Annotated in this window: 17 protein-coding genes; 13 read left to right on the top strand and 4 right to left on the bottom strand. The window is 38.0% G+C overall.

What is annotated here, in order from left to right; all coding sequences use genetic code 11:
* Nucleotides 1-145 precede the first annotated feature (145 nt).
* The 4 genes from H0W62_05055 to H0W62_05040 all read left to right on the top strand — a co-directional run bounded on the left by H0W62_05055 (nucleotide 146) and on the right by H0W62_05040 (nucleotide 5,284).
* Nucleotides 146-1,399 carry a T9SS type A sorting domain-containing protein gene (locus tag H0W62_05055; GenBank protein MBA3647909.1) on the top strand — a complete coding sequence of 418 codons (1,254 nt, stop codon included), beginning with the start codon at nucleotides 146-148 and terminating at the stop codon, nucleotides 1,397-1,399.
* Between the two features lie 46 nt (nucleotides 1,400-1,445).
* A complete protein-coding gene (locus H0W62_05050) occupies nucleotides 1,446-3,689 on the top strand; it encodes a TonB-dependent receptor (GenBank protein MBA3647908.1) in 2,244 nt (747 codons plus the stop codon).
* Between the two features lies 1 nt (nucleotide 3,690).
* On the top strand, nucleotides 3,691-4,677 hold the full coding sequence (locus H0W62_05045) for an HmuY family protein (GenBank protein ID MBA3647907.1): 987 nt from the start codon (nucleotides 3,691-3,693) through the stop codon (nucleotides 4,675-4,677).
* Between the two features lie 67 nt (nucleotides 4,678-4,744).
* Nucleotides 4,745-5,284, top strand: a complete 540-nt coding sequence (locus H0W62_05040) for a J domain-containing protein (protein ID MBA3647906.1) — start codon at nucleotides 4,745-4,747, stop codon at nucleotides 5,282-5,284.
* Nucleotides 5,285-5,337: 53 nt separating this feature from the next.
* Here H0W62_05040 and H0W62_05035 read toward each other — a convergent pair whose 3' ends face one another.
* Nucleotides 5,338-5,709 carry a diacylglycerol kinase family protein gene (locus tag H0W62_05035; GenBank protein ID MBA3647905.1) on the bottom strand — a complete coding sequence of 124 codons (372 nt, stop codon included), beginning with the start codon at nucleotides 5,707-5,709 and terminating at the stop codon, nucleotides 5,338-5,340.
* 105 nt (nucleotides 5,710-5,814) lie between these two features.
* On the opposite strand from H0W62_05035, the gene H0W62_05030 reads away from it, so the two are divergent.
* The 5 genes from H0W62_05030 to H0W62_05010 all read left to right on the top strand — a co-directional run bounded on the left by H0W62_05030 (nucleotide 5,815) and on the right by H0W62_05010 (nucleotide 9,393).
* Nucleotides 5,815-6,840: a dehydrogenase gene (locus tag H0W62_05030; protein MBA3647904.1), complete on the top strand. Its 1,026-nt coding sequence runs from the start codon at nucleotides 5,815-5,817 to the stop codon at nucleotides 6,838-6,840.
* Nucleotides 6,841-6,923: 83 nt separating this feature from the next.
* On the top strand, nucleotides 6,924-7,505 hold the full coding sequence (locus tag H0W62_05025; GenBank protein ID MBA3647903.1) for a D-sedoheptulose 7-phosphate isomerase: 582 nt from the start codon (nucleotides 6,924-6,926) through the stop codon (nucleotides 7,503-7,505).
* Between the two features lie 122 nt (nucleotides 7,506-7,627).
* Complete coding sequence (locus tag H0W62_05020) at nucleotides 7,628-8,329, top strand: NTP transferase domain-containing protein (GenBank protein ID MBA3647902.1); 702 nt, start codon at nucleotides 7,628-7,630, stop codon at nucleotides 8,327-8,329.
* Complete coding sequence (locus tag H0W62_05015; GenBank protein ID MBA3647901.1) at nucleotides 8,329-8,880, top strand: HAD family hydrolase; 552 nt, start codon at nucleotides 8,329-8,331, stop codon at nucleotides 8,878-8,880. The genes H0W62_05020 and H0W62_05015 overlap by 1 nt, the downstream gene beginning before the upstream one ends.
* A gap of 42 nt (nucleotides 8,881-8,922) precedes the next feature.
* Nucleotides 8,923-9,393 carry a hypothetical protein gene (locus tag H0W62_05010; GenBank protein MBA3647900.1) on the top strand — a complete coding sequence of 157 codons (471 nt, stop codon included), beginning with the start codon at nucleotides 8,923-8,925 and terminating at the stop codon, nucleotides 9,391-9,393.
* Here H0W62_05010 and H0W62_05005 read toward each other — a convergent pair.
* Nucleotides 9,387-10,904: an acetyl-CoA carboxylase biotin carboxylase subunit gene (locus H0W62_05005; protein MBA3647899.1), complete on the bottom strand. Its 1,518-nt coding sequence runs from the start codon at nucleotides 10,902-10,904 to the stop codon at nucleotides 9,387-9,389. The genes H0W62_05010 and H0W62_05005 overlap by 7 nt on opposite strands.
* Before the next feature lie 130 nt (nucleotides 10,905-11,034).
* On the opposite strand from H0W62_05005, the gene H0W62_05000 reads away from it, so the two are divergent.
* From H0W62_05000 to H0W62_04985, 4 genes are read left to right on the top strand one after another with little or no spacing between them, the layout of a single operon-like run.
* Nucleotides 11,035-11,688 carry a heme exporter protein CcmB gene (locus H0W62_05000; protein ID MBA3647898.1) on the top strand — a complete coding sequence of 218 codons (654 nt, stop codon included), beginning with the start codon at nucleotides 11,035-11,037 and terminating at the stop codon, nucleotides 11,686-11,688.
* Between the two features lie 59 nt (nucleotides 11,689-11,747).
* Entirely contained in the window at nucleotides 11,748-12,476 is a 729-nt protein-coding gene (gene ccsA / locus H0W62_04995) for a cytochrome c biogenesis protein CcsA (GenBank protein MBA3647897.1), read from the top strand.
* 7 nt (nucleotides 12,477-12,483) lie between these two features.
* Entirely contained in the window at nucleotides 12,484-12,714 is a 231-nt protein-coding gene (locus H0W62_04990) for a CcmD family protein (GenBank protein MBA3647896.1), read from the top strand.
* A complete protein-coding gene (locus H0W62_04985) occupies nucleotides 12,711-14,153 on the top strand; it encodes a Glu/Leu/Phe/Val dehydrogenase (protein MBA3647895.1) in 1,443 nt (480 codons plus the stop codon). The genes H0W62_04990 and H0W62_04985 overlap by 4 nt, the downstream gene beginning before the upstream one ends.
* Before the next feature lie 73 nt (nucleotides 14,154-14,226).
* On the opposite strand, the gene H0W62_04980 is transcribed toward H0W62_04985, so the two are convergent.
* Entirely contained in the window at nucleotides 14,227-15,327 is a 1,101-nt protein-coding gene (locus H0W62_04980; GenBank protein ID MBA3647894.1) for an SAM-dependent methyltransferase, read from the bottom strand.
* A gap of 85 nt (nucleotides 15,328-15,412) precedes the next feature.
* Nucleotides 15,413-17,482, bottom strand: coding sequence for an aryl-sulfate sulfotransferase (locus H0W62_04975; GenBank protein ID MBA3647893.1), 2,070 nt, complete (start codon nucleotides 17,480-17,482; stop codon nucleotides 15,413-15,415).
* Nucleotides 17,483-17,527 lie beyond the last annotated feature (45 nt).

Here is a 17,527-nt window from a genome sequence, read left to right as displayed (position 1 = left end):
TATGGACTTTAAGCTGCACTTACAATATAATTTTATTTAACTGATTCATTGTCACGTCAATGTCAAAAGGACTCGCCTTAATTTCTGCCGGGAGGGTAATGAAGTTACCGGGGATTACCTTTGCCCGAAATAACTAAAAACTACCATGAAGCATTTTATTCTACTCGTTACCCTTTTGTGTTCTTTACAATTAATTAAGGCCCAGTCACTAACTGATTCGGTTACAATGGGTAGTGGTTATTCCAGTCAGGTTTACTATCAGCTTTCCTCTCAGGCAAAATATACTATTCCATATTCCGCCTGGGACATCGGGTTTATTACGAGTCTGATGTCAGGTGCAGTTATCAGCAATCCAAATACAATTACTGTATACAGAGTTCCAAACCTGGATTCCACGGAGTATACTTCATTAACAGACACTGCAGGAATTTCCAATTGGAGGATCTTATACAATTCAGATACAAGCTGGTATACAGGAGCTTTTAACAGTACTGCGAATGTTACGAATCCATTTGACTTTGGATGGGGAATATATGATTTTAATGCTCATATTGTTTATGGTGATTCCCTTTTTATGGTGAAGAAAGACACATCTTTTATTAAATTGTGGATTAAGGAAAAAACTGGTACCGGAACGTATATTATGAGGTATACTTACCTGGACGGAACTTTCGATTCAACCGTGACCATTGACCCTTATTCGAATACCGACCAAAATTTTATATTATACAACCTTCAAACAACGGTTACCGTTTCTGAACCTCCGTCGGCCGATTGGGATATTTTGTTTAACCATTATATAACTACAATTCCAGGCCTTGGCCCGTATCCTGTAACCGGTGTGCAAAGCAACATTGGTGTAACGGTTGCTAAAGCGAATAAGGTAGACGTAAATACTGTTTCCTATACCGGCTATCTTAACGATTTTTTAAATAATCTGTCTGCTATCGGTTATGATTGGAAAACATTTGATCCCACCACTTTCACCTACACCATTGAGGACTCTCTGGTTTATTTTGTACAAACCCGGGATGGAAAAATTTACAGCCTTCGGTTTACCGGTTTTAATTCTGCAACGGGTACGTCAATATTTGAGGTAATGTTCGATGCGGAAGTAGGTATTCATGAAGTTAATAAGACTTTAGAAAGTGCCATGATTTATCCTAACCCTGCTAACGATCAGTTTACACTGGCTTACAGTGCGAAAAAGAGAGGTACAGCACGAGTTACCATCCTTGATCTTGAAGGTAAAGAAGTGGCAGCCACATCATTTGATATGAATGAGGGATTGAACGTGCAGCAAATTGCAAGTGCTTCGCTTTCGGACGGTATCTATTTTGTGAAAATAAACTCTTTAGGTGATGAACTTAAGCTCAAATTAATTCTTTCTAAAAAGTGATGCCTTTCGTCACTTATTGGTTTGGGGGAATAGAAATATCTCCGATATGAGCATCAAATTTCAATGGAGTTTATTCGGATTCCTCATAATAATGAAAGGAGCTTTTTGCCAGCAAGCTTCCGTTATCACAGTACTATCAGATTCTGACATTGCTGTACAGAATGCGGTCATTATCCTTAAATCCGGCAACAAGGATGCTGCGAAAAAACAGGAAATGTTTTTTACCAATTCCAAAGGTCAGTTCCTAAATACATATCCGTATCCCGCTTCTATTTTTATACAGTGCTTCGGTTACCAGTCATACCAGGGTCAGGTAGAGCCTGATGAGCCATATACATTTCACCTATTTAAATTAGTAATAGATTTAAATGATGTAGTGGTTACGGGTCAGTACGATATCAATACTTCAGACAAATCAGTATATAATATAAAAGTTTTTGATCAGAAAATTATCCGCTCCATGGCGGCTCAAAACCTTTCAGATCTCTTATCAAATCAACTGGAAATGCGTCTTTCGCAGGATAACCTGCTCGGCAGTAATGTTAGCATTGATGGTATCTCCGGGCAAAATATTAAAATTTTGATGGATGGTGTCCCTGTTATTGGCAGGGAGAATGGCAATATCGATCTTAGCCAGTTAAACTTAAATAATATAGAGCGGGTAGAGGTAGTTGAAGGTCCAATGTCTGTTATCTATGGAACTGATGCGTTGGGTGGAGTTATAAACCTGGTAACACGTAAAGCCAGCAGCTATCCTCTGGAAGCTGATATTAATTTCCAATACGAATCTGTAGCAACTTATAATGCAGATGGAGCTATATTCCTGAGGAAATCAAACAACTCATTGGCTCTTTCAGGGGGACGGTATTTTTTTGGTGGATTTTCACAGCAGGATACTTCGCGATATAAGGAATGGAAGCCGAAGCTTCAATATTTTGGATCAGCAGACTATAATTACAATACTGCAAAATTTAAGCTCGGAATTAAAACTGCATATTATAATGAAGAAATTCAAAATAAAGGCGCACCTCTCATAAGCCCATACCAGGCTTATGCCTTTGATGATTATTATTTTACGCGCCGTTTGGATGAAACCGTTGATGCGGAGTATCGTTTTTCAAATAATAGCAAGATTCAATTTCTTAATGCCTATTCAAACTACAGGAGAATAAAAAATACCTACCGGGAGGATCTAGTTTCTCTCAATGAATTTTTAATAACCGATGCCGGAAGTCAGGATACCACAGTTTTTAATTCTCTCAATTTCAGAGGAACTTATAGCGACAACATTTCCTCCCAACGTTTGAATTTTCAGACCGGATATGATATTAATATACAGTCGGGAAACGGCACACATCTCAAAAATAAATCACAGAATATAAACGATTATGCTCTGTTTGGCAGCATAGAATATAAGGTTACATCCGATTTTACAGTTCGGCCCGGATTACGTGCTACCTATAATTCCCGCTATGGCGCACCTGTAACACCTTCCTTAAATATTAAATATGATATACTGGACAGATATCTGTTACGGGCATCCTACGCCCGTGGTTTTCGTGCCCCTTCCTTAAAAGAACTTGCACTGTATTTTGTAGATGTAAATCATAACATAGTAGGAAATAATGCATTAAAAGCAGAAACCTCTAATGATTTCAATTTATCCTTTACGGTTAAAAATTTACTGCATGAAAAAGATTTATTATTAAAGTTTGATGCTTCTTTTTTCTTCAATGATATTAAAAATGTAATAGCACTAGCAGTTACGGATAGTGCAATAAACCAGTATTCCTATATTAATATCGGCAGATATAAATCGACAGGTGCAGTATTTACAGCAAATTTTCGTTTGAAAAATTTTTCTTTAACCTCGGGGTTCTCGTTGCTGGGTTTCTATGATACACTTTCCTCAAAATATAATGTATCCCGATACTCCCTTTCCCCTGAGTTTCAAAGCAATTTTACTTTTTCCATTCCGAAACCTGAATTGGAAATTGCTTTATTCTTAAAAAGCACGGGCAATACACCTGGATTTAATGTGGATAATAAGGGAAATGTCTATCAAACGTACATACAATCGTATACTATTGCCGACGTTTCATTTATTAAATATTTCTGGACTAAAAGAGTTACGCTCTCAGCTGGAATTAAAAATATATTTAATGTAATAGATATTCAAACAAATACTGCGAATGGAAATTTCCATTCAGCGGGTGGCGATACCATTCCTTATGGTCTAGGAAGGTTTTTATTTATGAGCATGCGTATAAAGTTATTTAAAGAGGCGTGAGATGAGAAAGAGTATTTTTCAATATAAATGGTCTGTATTTCTACTGATGGTATTTGTAGCGTTCACCTCATCCTGCTTTAAAAAAGACGATGCGATAGCATTGCCACCCCCCGGTTCAGAAGAAGTTTTTCAGATTTCAATGGGAAATAATTATGAACACCAGGAATACTTTGATTTAGAAACAAAGGATACATTAGGAAGCAGTTTTGATATCTGGGATATGGCTTTTGAATCGTCAGCTTCCGGGTGGCACATCTGGATAAATGGCGGTAGCCAGGAATTAATTGCAAATACCGATACGCAGCACTTTGCTGCAGTTACCGATACAGCAAATAGAAATTGGAAATGGGATGAAGCCAGCTGGAATACCGATTCAACAGCAATAGGTGATTGGAGAAGTGACCGTTTTGTTTATGTTTTGGACCGTGGACCTGGCAAAAGTGGCAAAGACCGTTTTAAAAAAATAATATTTCAATCCGTGGATGAGGAGCATTATGAAATGCAATATGCTAACCTGGATGGGAGCGATGAAGTGATATACGATATTTTTAAAAAGCCCCAATTCACGTATCTGTATTTTACCTTTGCGACAGGTGGTAAAACGTTACCTATCGAACCAGTCAGTCCGAAGTGGGACTTACTTTTTACACGCTACCGTTACATTTTTTATACTGAGCATCCAGCCCTTCCTTACGTGGTAACGGGGGTTTTAATAAATCCGGATATTGAAGTTGCCGTTGACTCAACAGCTAATTTTGACTCTATAAATTATCCTGAAGTCTTAAAATACACCTACAGCAGCGAACGGGATATTATTGGGTACACCTGGAAGAAATACAATTTTACTACACAGGCATATACCGTAAAGACCTATTATAATTATATCATCAGGGACCTGGAAGGTGCCTATTGGAAGCTTCATTTTATAGATTTCTATAATGCTGAGGGGAAAAAAGGATATCCCCAATTTGTTTTTCAGCGGTTATAATGAATTTATTAACCTCCTTTAAATATTTTGTATTTTGTTTAACTTGTGACGTTCCAAACGTAATTACATGCTTCCAAATTATTTCGAAATACTTGGTTTATCTGAAGATGCCAGTGAAATGGAGATTAAACGGGCATACCGCAATAAATCCCGTGAGTATCATCCCAGCAGTAATAAATCGCCCGGTGCCCTGGACCAATTTATTTTGGTAAATGAAGCATATGAAATACTCATTCATAAAAATACGCACGAAATTTATTTAGAAGATTATAAAACGGACCACGATCCTCTTAAATATGAAGTCTACTATTATTGGATAAATGCTGCCCGGACGCGCGCTGCCAAACATGCCTCGATGACCTGGGGCAATTTTACCCAAACGAAGTTTTATCAGCGTACCCATCTTTACACCAATTCTACTCTAATGGCATTTTTAGTGATCGGGATTGTTCTGCTTATAATTCCCTTTTTACTTGTCGTCTTAGGACAACAGCATTTTAACGTAGGCTGGATTCTTGCGGTAGTATTTATTTCCTGGCCAATCGGTCTTTATTTATTTGTGCAGGCAGCTGTAGGGTTTCAATCAATGAAAAAATACATGCATTAATAATTTTGAGATATTAGTCAGAGGCTAATTGAAATTGATATAATACAATTATATCATTTAATAAGGTAAGGATAAAAAATAATCATTCCGATAGTGGCAGCAGTAATTGATGCAATTAAGACAGCTGATGCTGCAATATCTTTAACCCTTCCTGCTTTTTCACTAAACTGTGGTGAAGCTAAATCTGTTAACTGTTCAATTGCAGTATTCAGGTATTCTGCTGTCAATACAAAACCTATAGCGCCAACTATCAGGAGCCAATCTACAGATGTAACATTAAAATAAATCCCAGCTACGATAACAACGATTGCTGCTGCAAAATGAAATTTAATGTTCAGCTCAGATAGGAAAGCACTTCTCAATCCTGCCAGTGCAAACCTGAAACCATTAAAAAAATTAGAAAGCAGAGACCGGTCGTTTTTCATTGTAATAGATTATTTCCCTGAAATAAATTAGAGTGAATGGTGCATCTATAAGTATTTAAAAGATAACTGATCTCTTTTTTTATTTTTGCCGCCAAAGTAAAACTAATGATTTATAGAAGCAGAGCACCACTGCGGATAGGACTAGCAGGCGGGGGAACGGATGTAAGTCCATATTCAGAACAATATGGCGGGGCAATATTGAATGCAACCATCAGCTTATTTGCTTATGCCACTATTGAACCTCTCAACAATGGTAAAATAATTCTGCATGCTATAGATAAAAATGAAATTGCAGAATATGATATAACTGATGAACTCCCAATTGATGGAAGCTTAATATTGGCTAAAGGGATTTATAATCGTATCGTAAAGGATTTTACTCATTATCCAATGAGTTTTCGCCTTTCAACGTATGTAGATGCACCGGCCGGATCGGGATTAGGAACCTCATCTACGTTAATGGTTGCAATCATTGGAGCATTTACAGAATGGCTGAAGCTACCCTTGGGTGAATATGATATGGCCCATCTGGCGTATGAAATTGAGCGAACAGATCTTGCCATGGCGGGTGGAAAACAGGATCAGTATGCTGCAACATTTGGTGGATTTAACTTTATGGAATTCTATGGAAATGATAAGGTAATAGTAAACCCGCTGCGAATAAAAGACAATTACCTGAATGAGATGCAGTTAAACCTCCTTTTATACTATACCGGTACCAGCCGCTTGTCGTCTAAAATCATAGAGATGCAAAGCGGAAATATTGCTCAGAAAAAATCAAAATCAATTGATGCAATGCACAAGCTGAAGGAACAGGCAGTTCAGATGAAAGAAGCGGTGTTACGTGGAAACCTTCACGAGATTGGGGAAATCCTGAATTTTGGCTGGCAATTTAAAAAACAAACTGCTGATGGAATTTCAAGCCCTATGATTGATGAAATCTATGATGCAGCATTAGCTGCCGGGGCTAGCGGCGGCAAAATTTCCGGCGCTGGCGGCGGAGGTTTTATGTTCTTTTATTGTCCCGGTCATACAAGATATGCAGTGCTTGACCGCTTGCATCAGTATGGAGGCGAGTTCAGAAGATTTCAATTCACAAAGAATGGAGTTACTACATGGACAGCACGCTAGTTCAGAGCATTAACAAATTGCATTCAATTCTATCTAATCGATCTAAATTATCCCTAATAAAAAACACTGGTTAAATAATTTGTATGGAAAATATTAAAAGAATTATTGCTGCTTCAATTGATGTAAAAGAAAAAATTTCAAAAGATCATGAATTGATTAACCGGATGATGGTTGTTGCAAATGAAATTGTGAACTGTTATGGACATGATGGAAAAGTATTGTTCTGTGGGAATGGTGGTAGCGCTGCCGATGCCCAGCACATTGCTGCCGAATTAAGCGGCCGGTTTTATTTTGACCGGGATCCGCTTGACGCTGAAGCGCTTCATGTAAATAGCTCTTACATCACTGCTGTGGCGAATGATTATTCCTACGAGCAAATTTATTCAAGGTTAGTGAAGGCCAGGGGTAGAAAAGGTGATATTATTTTTGGAATTTCCACTTCAGGTAATTCCGGAAATGTTATTAAAGCATTGGAGCTCGCCAATGAAATCGGGATGATAACAGTTGGAATGACGGGAGAAAAGGGTGGAAAAATGAAAGACCTGTGCACATTATTGTTAAATGCACCTTCAAATGATACACCACGCATCCAGGAGGCGCACATTATGATGGGTCATATTATTTGCGAACTCGTTGAAGAAAAGATGTTTGAGAGAGGAAAATAGCATGGATAAAATAATGCTGTTTATATATTGACTGTTCAAAGGAATATCTTTTCAGGATGAAGGTCGCAATTTCACATAACGTGCGTTTTAAATAATCACGTTTTATGTTCAGAAAGACTTAGATGATAACTACTGCTATAATTCTTGCCGGTGGCTTTGGGACCAGGCTTCAAACTGTTGTAAAAGACATTCCAAAACCGATGGCTCCGGTAAATGGGAAACCCTTTTTGAGTTTTCTTTTAAACAGCCTGGAACAGCAGGCAATAGACCAATGCATATTATCGGTTGGTTATAAATGGAAAGTCATTTACGATTATTTCGGATCTCAATTTAATTCTATAAAGCTTACTTATTGTGTAGAAGAAGCACCGCTGGGTACAGGTGGGGCCATCTTTAAAGCATCTCACACATTTAAAGAGGAAGAATTTTTTGTTTTGAACGGTGATACATTTTTCGCCGCTGACCTCCATAACCTGAATACTCTCCATTGTCAACAAAAGACTTTACTTTCCCTTGTGTTAAAGCCAATGGTAAACTTCGATCGCTATGGTGTAGTAGTAACCAATGCAGAGAATAAGATCATTTCGTTTGAAGAAAAGCGCTATTATGAGAAAGGAGAAGTAAACGGAGGCATTTACATTATGAACCGTAAAATTTTTGAACAAATTAAGCTGCAGGAAAAATTTTCGTTTGAAAAAGATTTAATGGAAAGGTATTATTCTCAAATGGATTTTTATGGATTTCCGTTTAATGATTACTTCATTGATATTGGAATTCCTGAAGATTACCAGCGTTGTCAGAAAGAACTTTCACTTTTTTTCTGATGAAGACTTTATCTATTGATCATTCGTGGTCTTTATTTCTGGATAGGGACGGTGTTATCAACAAAAAAATAGAGGGAGATTACGTAAGGAATATTCACCAGTTTGAATGGCTGCCTAAAATAATTGGTTCAATTGTTTTTCTTTCGTCCTTATTCAGAAGAACCTTTATTGTTTCAAATCAGCAGGGAATTGGAAAGGGATTAATGTCTGATGAAGACGTTAGTACTATTCATGAATATATTCTGGCGGAAATAATAAAAAATGGTGGGAGAGTGGATAAAATTTATTTCGCGCCACAATTAAAATCTGAGAATTCTGTGTTCAGAAAACCAAACATCGGTATGGCTTTACAGGCAAAGCAGGATTACCCAGAAATAAGCCTTACAAAAAGTGTAATGGTAGGCGATAGCATGAGCGATATGGAATTTGGAAAACGGGCGGGAATGAAGACAATATTACTTAATCCGTTAAAAAAATTTTCTCCGGAATCAAACGTTGATTATTGTTTTATGGAACTGAGCGAATTTGCAGACTTTTTAAGGTTGCAATAATTAAGTATGATTTCTGAGGTTTTTTTAATTTAGAGTTGGAATATGTCACTAAAAATACTGGTTGGGTTCATATTATTAACGGTGCTGGCTTCCTGCCTTAAGCCGCCTGATTATGATGTAATTCCTGTTATTCAATTTGACTCCATAAGTGCAAATCATGTCCGTGGAATATCAAGCTCTGGTGTTGCATATGATTCGCTTACGGTTGTTGTTTCCTTTACTGACGGCGATGGTGATTTGGGTGCATCAACAAGTTTCCCGGATGATACTATCCCGAATCTTTTTTTTAAGGATAGCCGCACCGGATCAGTGTACCCGTTTCAGTTTCCATATATTACTCCGGAGGGCAATGTGAAAGACATTTCTGGAAAAATTGCCTATACCTTAGATGGAGTAAACTGTATTCCTGGATTGTCAGCTGACACTTTTCATTATACAATACAGATAATGGACCGCGCAGGGCATCTCAGCAATGAAGTAATTACTCCTGATATTATCCTGGAGTGTCAGTAATTTCTTATCCCTCTCTTTCTCCAATTCGTCCTTTGAGGTTGCTTGATTGGAATATCCGAGTTCACTGTTGATGTGAGGTTTTTAGTGTGTTTTTTTTGATCAAAAAGGAAAGCACCCAGGATGGAAGCAATCTCTTTTTCTTTGGTTATTTCTTCCTGTAATAGAGTATTTTCTGAAGAGAAATAACGGGGAATAAATCCTGTATCAAAATTTCCGCTAATGAATGCCGGATGTTGCATGACCCATTTTCCAAAAGATAAAGTGGTTTGTATTCCCGAAATATTATATTCTTCTATTGCACGAACCATTTTCTTTATAGCGCTATGGCGGTCGGGTGCATGCACAATCAGCTTAGCCAGTAAAGGATCATAATAAATAAGTGCGTCCATTCCGGCTTCTACACCATCGTCTACACGCACACCGGGTCCCTGAGGTCGTTTATAGGTAACAAGGGTTCCTGTATCAGGCAAAAAATTATTTAATGGATCTTCGGCACAGACCCGTAGCTCAATTGCATGACCCGTAATTTTCAGATCATTTTGGGTAAAGGATAATTTCTCTCCACGGCTGATTTTTATCTGCTCTTTAACAAGATCAAGCCCGGTAATATATTCTGTAACCGGATGCTCTACCTGCAAGCGGGTATTTATTTCCAAAAAATAATAATTCAGATTTTCATCTACTAAAAATTCCACTGTTCCTGCATTATAATAACCGCAGGCCCTTGCAATGGTAAGTGCACTATCGCCCATTTTCATCCTTAATTCTTCAGTAAGAACAGAAGAGGGTGATTCTTCAATAAGCTTTTGATGGCGCCGCTGTATAGAACATTCGCGTTCAAAAAGATGAACCAGGTTGCCGTGTTCATCACCTAAAATTTGTATTTCAATATGCCGTGGTGAAGAGATATATTTTTCGAGGAATACGGAGCCATCTCCAAAGGCTGCTTGTGCTTCGCTCATGGCACGGATTACCTGCTCGTTGAATTCATTTTCTCTGAACACAACCCGCATACCTTTTCCGCCTCCCCCCGCTGCAGCTTTAATCAGGACTGGAAAACCGATAGAAATTGCTAGTTTTTTGGCCAGTGAAATGTCCTTTATTGGTTCCTCTGTTCCAGGCACTAATGGAATATTGTTTCTTTTGGCAGCTTCTTTTGCGGCTATTTTATTACCCATCATTTCAATTGATTCATGTGAAGGGCCAATAAAAATCAATCCTGCAGTTCGCACCTTTTTTGCAAAATCTGCATTCTCGCTAAGGAAGCCATAGCCCGGATGTATCGCGTCTACCTTCAATTGCCTGCTTACTTCAATAATTTTATCGCCTGATAAATAAGATTGATTAGAAGGAGGAGGGCCAATGCAAATGGCTTCATCCGCATACCGTACATGCAAGGCATTCCGGTCGGCTTCAGAAAAAATGGCCACCGTTGAAATATCCATTTCCCTTGCAGTACGCATTATCCGCAACGCAATTTCCCCCCGGTTTGCAACCAGTATTTTTTTCATAATTCACAATGTAAAAAATGCATTCTATATTTTGAATTACAAGCGGATTTTAAAGCTGATAGAAACAGTGCTTTTAATGTAAAATATACTATGACTTTACGGATCCTATTTCTCTATTTTCGTGGTAATTATGTGGAAAGAAATTCGTGCACTTATATTAAAAGATATAACTCTTGAGTGGCGCCAGCGCTATTCCTTAAGCGGCATTGCTTTATATCTGGCGGCAACCATCTTTTTAATATATATAAGTATGGTTGAAATAGAACCCCTTACCTGGATTACTCTGTTTTGGATTACCCTGCTTTTCACCGCCGTAAGTGCTGTGGCAAAAAGTTTTATGCAGGAAAGCCGCGGACGAGTGCTTTACTATTATTCAATTGCAAATCCGCGCTCGGTAATTATTTCGAAACTGATATACAATAGTGCTATGATGATTATTCTGGCATTACTGGGCCTGCTGCTTTATTCAATAATAAATAAAAGCCCGATAGTGCAACTTTCCTTTTTTACGGCAGTAATTATTTTGGGAGGCATCAGCTTTGGCCTGTCTTTTACTATGATGTCAGCTATTTCTTCAAAGGCAAATCAGAATATGACCCTCATGGCAATTCTTAGTCTGCCATTTATAGTTCCGGTATTGTTGCTCTTAATAAAACTTAGTCAATATGCCTTATTAAATCATATTGAGAATTTCCCCTATCGTGATTTCCTTCTTTTATTTGCGCTTGATACTTTAATGATCTCCTTAGCGATTTTATTATTTCCATATCTTTGGCGCGATTAAAAATAAGGGTCTATTGTAGAATCATATGAGATCAAAATTTAGTGTATAACCTCCGTAGTATGCATTTGTTAAAACAATCGTGGTGGAAATTTCTTTGTGTTGTTCTTATTGCCTACACCATAATTGCCGGCTTTCTGATTCCTTCTCCGGATCTGCCCATTCTTCATGAATCCATTCGTAATCTTTATTTTCATGTCCCAATGTGGTTTGGAATGACATTACTGCTTTTCATTTCATTGTATTACAGCATCCGGTACCTGCGTAATAATAGTATCAAATATGATGTTTATTCCTCCTCGTGTGCTGGCATCGGATTGTTATTCGGGACAATGGGTATTTTAACCGGCATGCAATGGGCTAAAACGACCTGGGGTGCATGGTGGGTAAATGACCCGAAACTACTTGGTGCTGCCGTAGGAATGTTAATCTATCTTGCCTACTTTGTACTTCGCAGCAGCATTGATGATATTGACAGACGTGCAAAAGTAGCCGCTGTTTTTAACGTGATGTCTTTTTCTATTTTTATTCCGGTGATTTTTATTGTACCGCGGCTTACCGATTCGTTACACCCTGGGAATGGGGGAAACCCCGGCTTTTCTGCTTATGATCTTGATGGCGATATGCGCCTGGTTTTTTACCCTGCGGTAATCGGCTGGACATTGCTTGGAGTATGGTTAATGACCCTCTGGTCCCGGTTGCGATTGATGGAATTAGAAATGCTTGCCGGATCTGATATGTTTAATTACACGAAAATTAAATCCGAAGAACAAGCCTCTTTCAATTCTTGACTACAATATGAAAAAAATTATTTCCATTTTATTGCTGACCCTGTATTCAATAATGGTGTTTGCCCAGGACAAGTCTATCGATCAGGAAGCATCAGATTTCCTTCGTAATTCTTATAAGTTATACGTAGTGATAACTATACTGATTACTATATTTGCCGGAATTATAATTTTTTTAATATTTCAGGATCGAAAAATTTCTAAACTCGAAAAAAAATTTAAAGACAGGTCATCCACATGAAAAACGGTACTCAAAGCGGTCAGAATTTTTTTCAGAACGTAGAGCAATACTTTGATAAGGCGGCGGGATTTTTAAACTACGATCCGGGGCTTCTTTCACAGATTAAAACATGTAACAGTGTTTATCAAATGCATTTTCCTGTGGTGGTGGAAGATAAAAAAACGGGGCATAAAAGTGTTGAGGTAATAGAAGCTTACAGGGTACAGCACTCTCAGCATAAAGTTCCATGCAAAGGTGGCATACGCTTCAGTATGGATGTAAATCAGGATGAAGTGATGGCCTTAGCGGCATTGATGACCTATAAATGCGCCATTGTGGATGTTCCTTTTGGAGGGGCAAAAGGTGGAATAAAGATCGATAAAAAAAGATATAGCGATGATACGCTCGAGCGAATTACCCGCCGGTATACCACAGAATTAATCAAGAAAAATTTCATCGGGCCTGGCATCGATGTTCCTGCCCCGGATTATGGAACAGGAGAAAGAGAAATGAGCTGGATAGTTGATACTTATGTAGCATTTCATCCCGGTGAAATTAATGCTTACGGCTGTGTTACGGGAAAGCCTATTCCGAACGGTGGAGTTCGTGGTAGAAAAGAAGCAACGGGACGTGGTGTTTATTTCGGCATCCGTGAAGCTTGCAGTATCGCTTCTGATATGAAACAATATGGTTTGCAGCCCGGCATAGAAGGGAAAACAATAGTGGTTCAAGGATTGGGGAATGTAGGCTATTACTCAGCTAAATTTTTTACTGAAGCGGGAGCTATACTGGTTGGAGTTGCTGAAATAGATTGCGCATTAATGAATCAGAAAGGTTTGGATCTTGAAGACCTTATGAAGTGGAAAGCTGAAAATGGAACATTAATGAATTATCCCTATGCTCAGGTGATTAATGATCCTGGCGCTGCGCTTGAAATAGAATGTGACATTCTAATTCCGGCAGCTTTGGAAAACCAAATCACTGAAGAAAATGCACCAAGGATAAAAGCAAAGATCATTGCAGAAGGGGCAAATGGACCATGCACTCCGGGTGGTGAAGAAATCCTCTTGCAAAAAAATGTACTAATTGTTCCGGATATGTTTCTAAATGCCGGGGGTGTAACGGTTTCATATTTCGAATGGCTAAAGAACTTATCACATGTTCGGTTCGGAAGAATGGATAAACGCTTCACAGAAAATACCAATAAAATTTTCATGGATCAGATTGAGCAGGTAACTGGCCACCGGCTTGATGCCAATGCCAAAGAGTTATTAGAGCATGGTGCCGGCGAAGAGGACTTGGTGAATAGTGGACTGGAAGATACCATGATCAGTGCGTACCATCAGGTGCATGAAACATGGAAAAGAAACCCAAACATCCATGACATGCGCACAGCAGCTTTTGTAGTAGCCATTGATAAAGTAGCCTCTTCCTATACTACTTTAGGTATTTGGCCATAAACCTTTCATTCTTATCAGTTAACAAGCCGAATAATAAAAAAAATTACCTCAAAAATTACAGATGAATACAGAATCAATTGATTTGTCTCGCAAAAGTTAACCCTGATAGATTTGTTTCCTTAAGCCCCTTTTGTTGGATTAATACTTTGAATTTACTTCCCATATCCATAAGTAATGTATGTAAAAAATTTACTTTCTCACTATTAATTTTTAGGTCGCCGGATGCACTTTGTTCCAATTTTCTCAGGTAATCAGCAAGGCCAAGGCCTTGTAAGAAATGTCTTTGATCTGTGAATCCGCAACATTCCAATCCATTTTTTTCTCCCCAATGGACTAATGCAGAAAAATTTACATGTGCAGTAATATCCTGTTCTCCAATATCAATATACGGCTGATCATTCACACTATGTTTTGAATAGCACATTAAGGTGCCACTTCTTCGTGATTCAACATATAATTCAGAAGAAGGATATCCGTAATCTATGGTTATAACAAAACCTTTTTTAAGCGAAGCTGCAATATCACTGATCCAGTTGATAGCCTCTAGATTTATTTCCGCATGAAACCCATTGGATAAATTAATCTTTAATTCATCGAGATAATTTTTTAAAGCAGGAGGCGCAGGTTTGATTATTTCTCCGAAATCATTTTCATAATCTACAAAAATTTCCATGAGGTCATCTTCCATCACTACCCGATGTACTGAAAAATTATCTAATACCTCATTCGATAATACGCAACCTGCAATTTCAGGAATGTCAAAAATGGAATTATGCCAGCTCACCTTTTCATTCAAAATGAATTTCTGTTTCTCACGCATTGCCGCACTTTTCTCGATTATACAATAGCGGATTGCACCATATAATTTCTTATTATTCGCTAAATAATGCAGGATATCCCGACACAAAAAACCCATTCCTGCTCCATACTCTACAATTGAAAATGGCTGTTCGTTGAGTATGCTCCACATCTCTTCTATTTGTTTACCAACCATTACTCCGAAAAGAGATGTGAAATCAGAACTTGTGTAATAGTCGGCGTGCTTACCAATTTTATCTCTTAAAGAAGTGTAATACCCGAGGTCAGGATAGTACAAAGCCATTTCCATAAAATGGTGGAAAGATATCGGCCCGTCCAGCTTAATCTTTTCTCTGATAATTTCCGAAAGAGACATTACTGCTTATAAAACAACCGGTTTTTTTGTTTGCGAGACTGATTGTCTTCTTTAAGCTAAAGCATAATTAGCTATTAACTAATATTTACTCGATCACCAGTTTCGATATTTGTTGCTGGTTGTTTGTAATGAACCGGATCATGTAATTTCCTTTGGGAATTCCGGTAAGAGATAATTCAGCTTGATAAACGTTATTTGACAATTGCCATTGTTTAATAACACGGCCTAAATTATCAAGCAGCTCTAAATAAATATCTGAAGAAGCTGTGAAATCCGGAGACCAGTTAACCTGTAATTCGGAATGTGCAGGGTTGGGAAAAACATTTATAACCAGTGCTTTTTGCTGATTTTCTAACCTCGCAGATTTAGTTTTAAAAGTAACGAGCTCACTAAAATTCGATTGCGTAGATCCGCTTTTAGTACAGTACGTTTTAATGTGCCATTGATAGTTACTACCTGCTTTTAAACCAGTAAGGTTATAAGATAAAACATTTGCCCCAACAATTATGCTTGTCCATTTTGAAGCACCTGTTTTTTGATATTCAATGTCATATTTTTTTGCCCCTGTAGAAGCGTTCCAGTTAAGTTTTGCTGAAGAGGCAGTAATTTTTGAAGTGCTTAGAAGTGAAGTGGAAGGCCGTGCACACGGTGACCAATCGTGACGAAGGGTACGATAGAAAACATCATAATTTTCGGGAGTATAAAGTATTTCCCATACAATGTTATTTTGGGCATCTATTTCGGTAGCATTAGCCAATCCACTCATGAAAGGAACCTTACCCCAGCAAATCATAGTATTCCCGTTATCTAATCGCTGAACGCTTCCGAGCCCAAAACTGGTCATCGGAACTCCATTTACAGGTGGATGAGTATAAGACCAGACAAGCGTAGCCTTCAGCTTACTGATATTCAGTTTGTATTCTCTTGCATATGCATAATCAGGTGTTCCAAAAACATTATTGTCGAAAACTGTTAAATCACCATTAGAAAGTAAGCGGGCATCATGCTGATAATTAAATATACTCGAATCATTGTCAAAGGTGAATTGATTTTTTTGGCCGCCTAATCTCCACATTATTTTCCCATTGTTTATGTTGATTTTATCTATCTGATCCATATGCCGGAATGAAACAACTATATTTCCATCTACGTCCTCTTCCAGTGAATTGCTGTGTGTAGCATCAATAAAGCCATTTGCAAGGTTTTCGTGTATGGCTTCTGTCACTTTAAAATAGTCGAATGTGCGCCACTCAAAAATAAGATTATCGGCTGCATCAAATTCCTGTATCACATTGCCTTCCACAGTAGCGTTGGGCTGATAGGAAGGATCATACTGCGTCATGTCCACAATTTCATCATCATCTCCGAACAGGTAATAATGACCATCGGGAAAAATCTGGAATTCATGGAGATCTGTCGGGTAACCGACTGCGCTGAAAGTTTTAATAGTTACATAATTTGAGTCGAGCATACTATAATTGCCAACACTAAATCCTGTTATATAACCATTATGGTTTAAGTCAAAGAAAAATGGATTAAAGCTTACCGGGGTTGAGTAAACAGAATCCCCATTATTTTTAATTATCCACCACCTGTTGGTTGGACTGTCAAAAAGGCTCCAGTTGCTAAAAAAAACATCACTTGGTGTTGCATTCTGGTTGACAAGGATATCGTAAAAAGGAGAAGGTGAATTCTTAAACGGAGCTTGTTGAGGTGTTAAGCTTCCAAATTCATCCTGCACAATTTTTTGCCTGAAGCTGGCAATGCCCTGCTGCTCTGCGGCAGTATATTTTCTTTTTGTATAAAATGAAAACTGGTAAGGATTAACTGGCTGACCATCTGCCAATTTCAGCCCCGGTTGCAAATTGAAGGTTACTTCTTCACTATTCAGGAAAGGTTGATCCGGATGTATGATAATTGTTTTGTTATCAAGGGCTGTCTTATAACTAATACTGTGAATTCCGCTCAATGAACCGTTCACTTCAAATAAGGATGAAGTAATACTTTTTAAATCAAGTATTTCACCGGGTCGTAAAATAATATTCCGGTCTGTATTTTGGTATTGCGATCCCGGTTGAGGCGCTACATATTCTATCTGAGCCTGGCTATAAATGGTAATACTAAATAAGATAATTAGTAAAATAATTTTTTTCATGAGTTCTTTTCAGATTGATTAAACAATAAGCAGGATGAGGCAAGT

Source organism: Chitinophagales bacterium, assembly GCA_013816805.1.
In the GTDB taxonomy this organism is placed as follows: Bacteria; Bacteroidota; Bacteroidia; order Chitinophagales; family UBA10324; genus MGR-bin340.
This window is presented reverse-complemented; position numbering and strand designations above follow the sequence as displayed.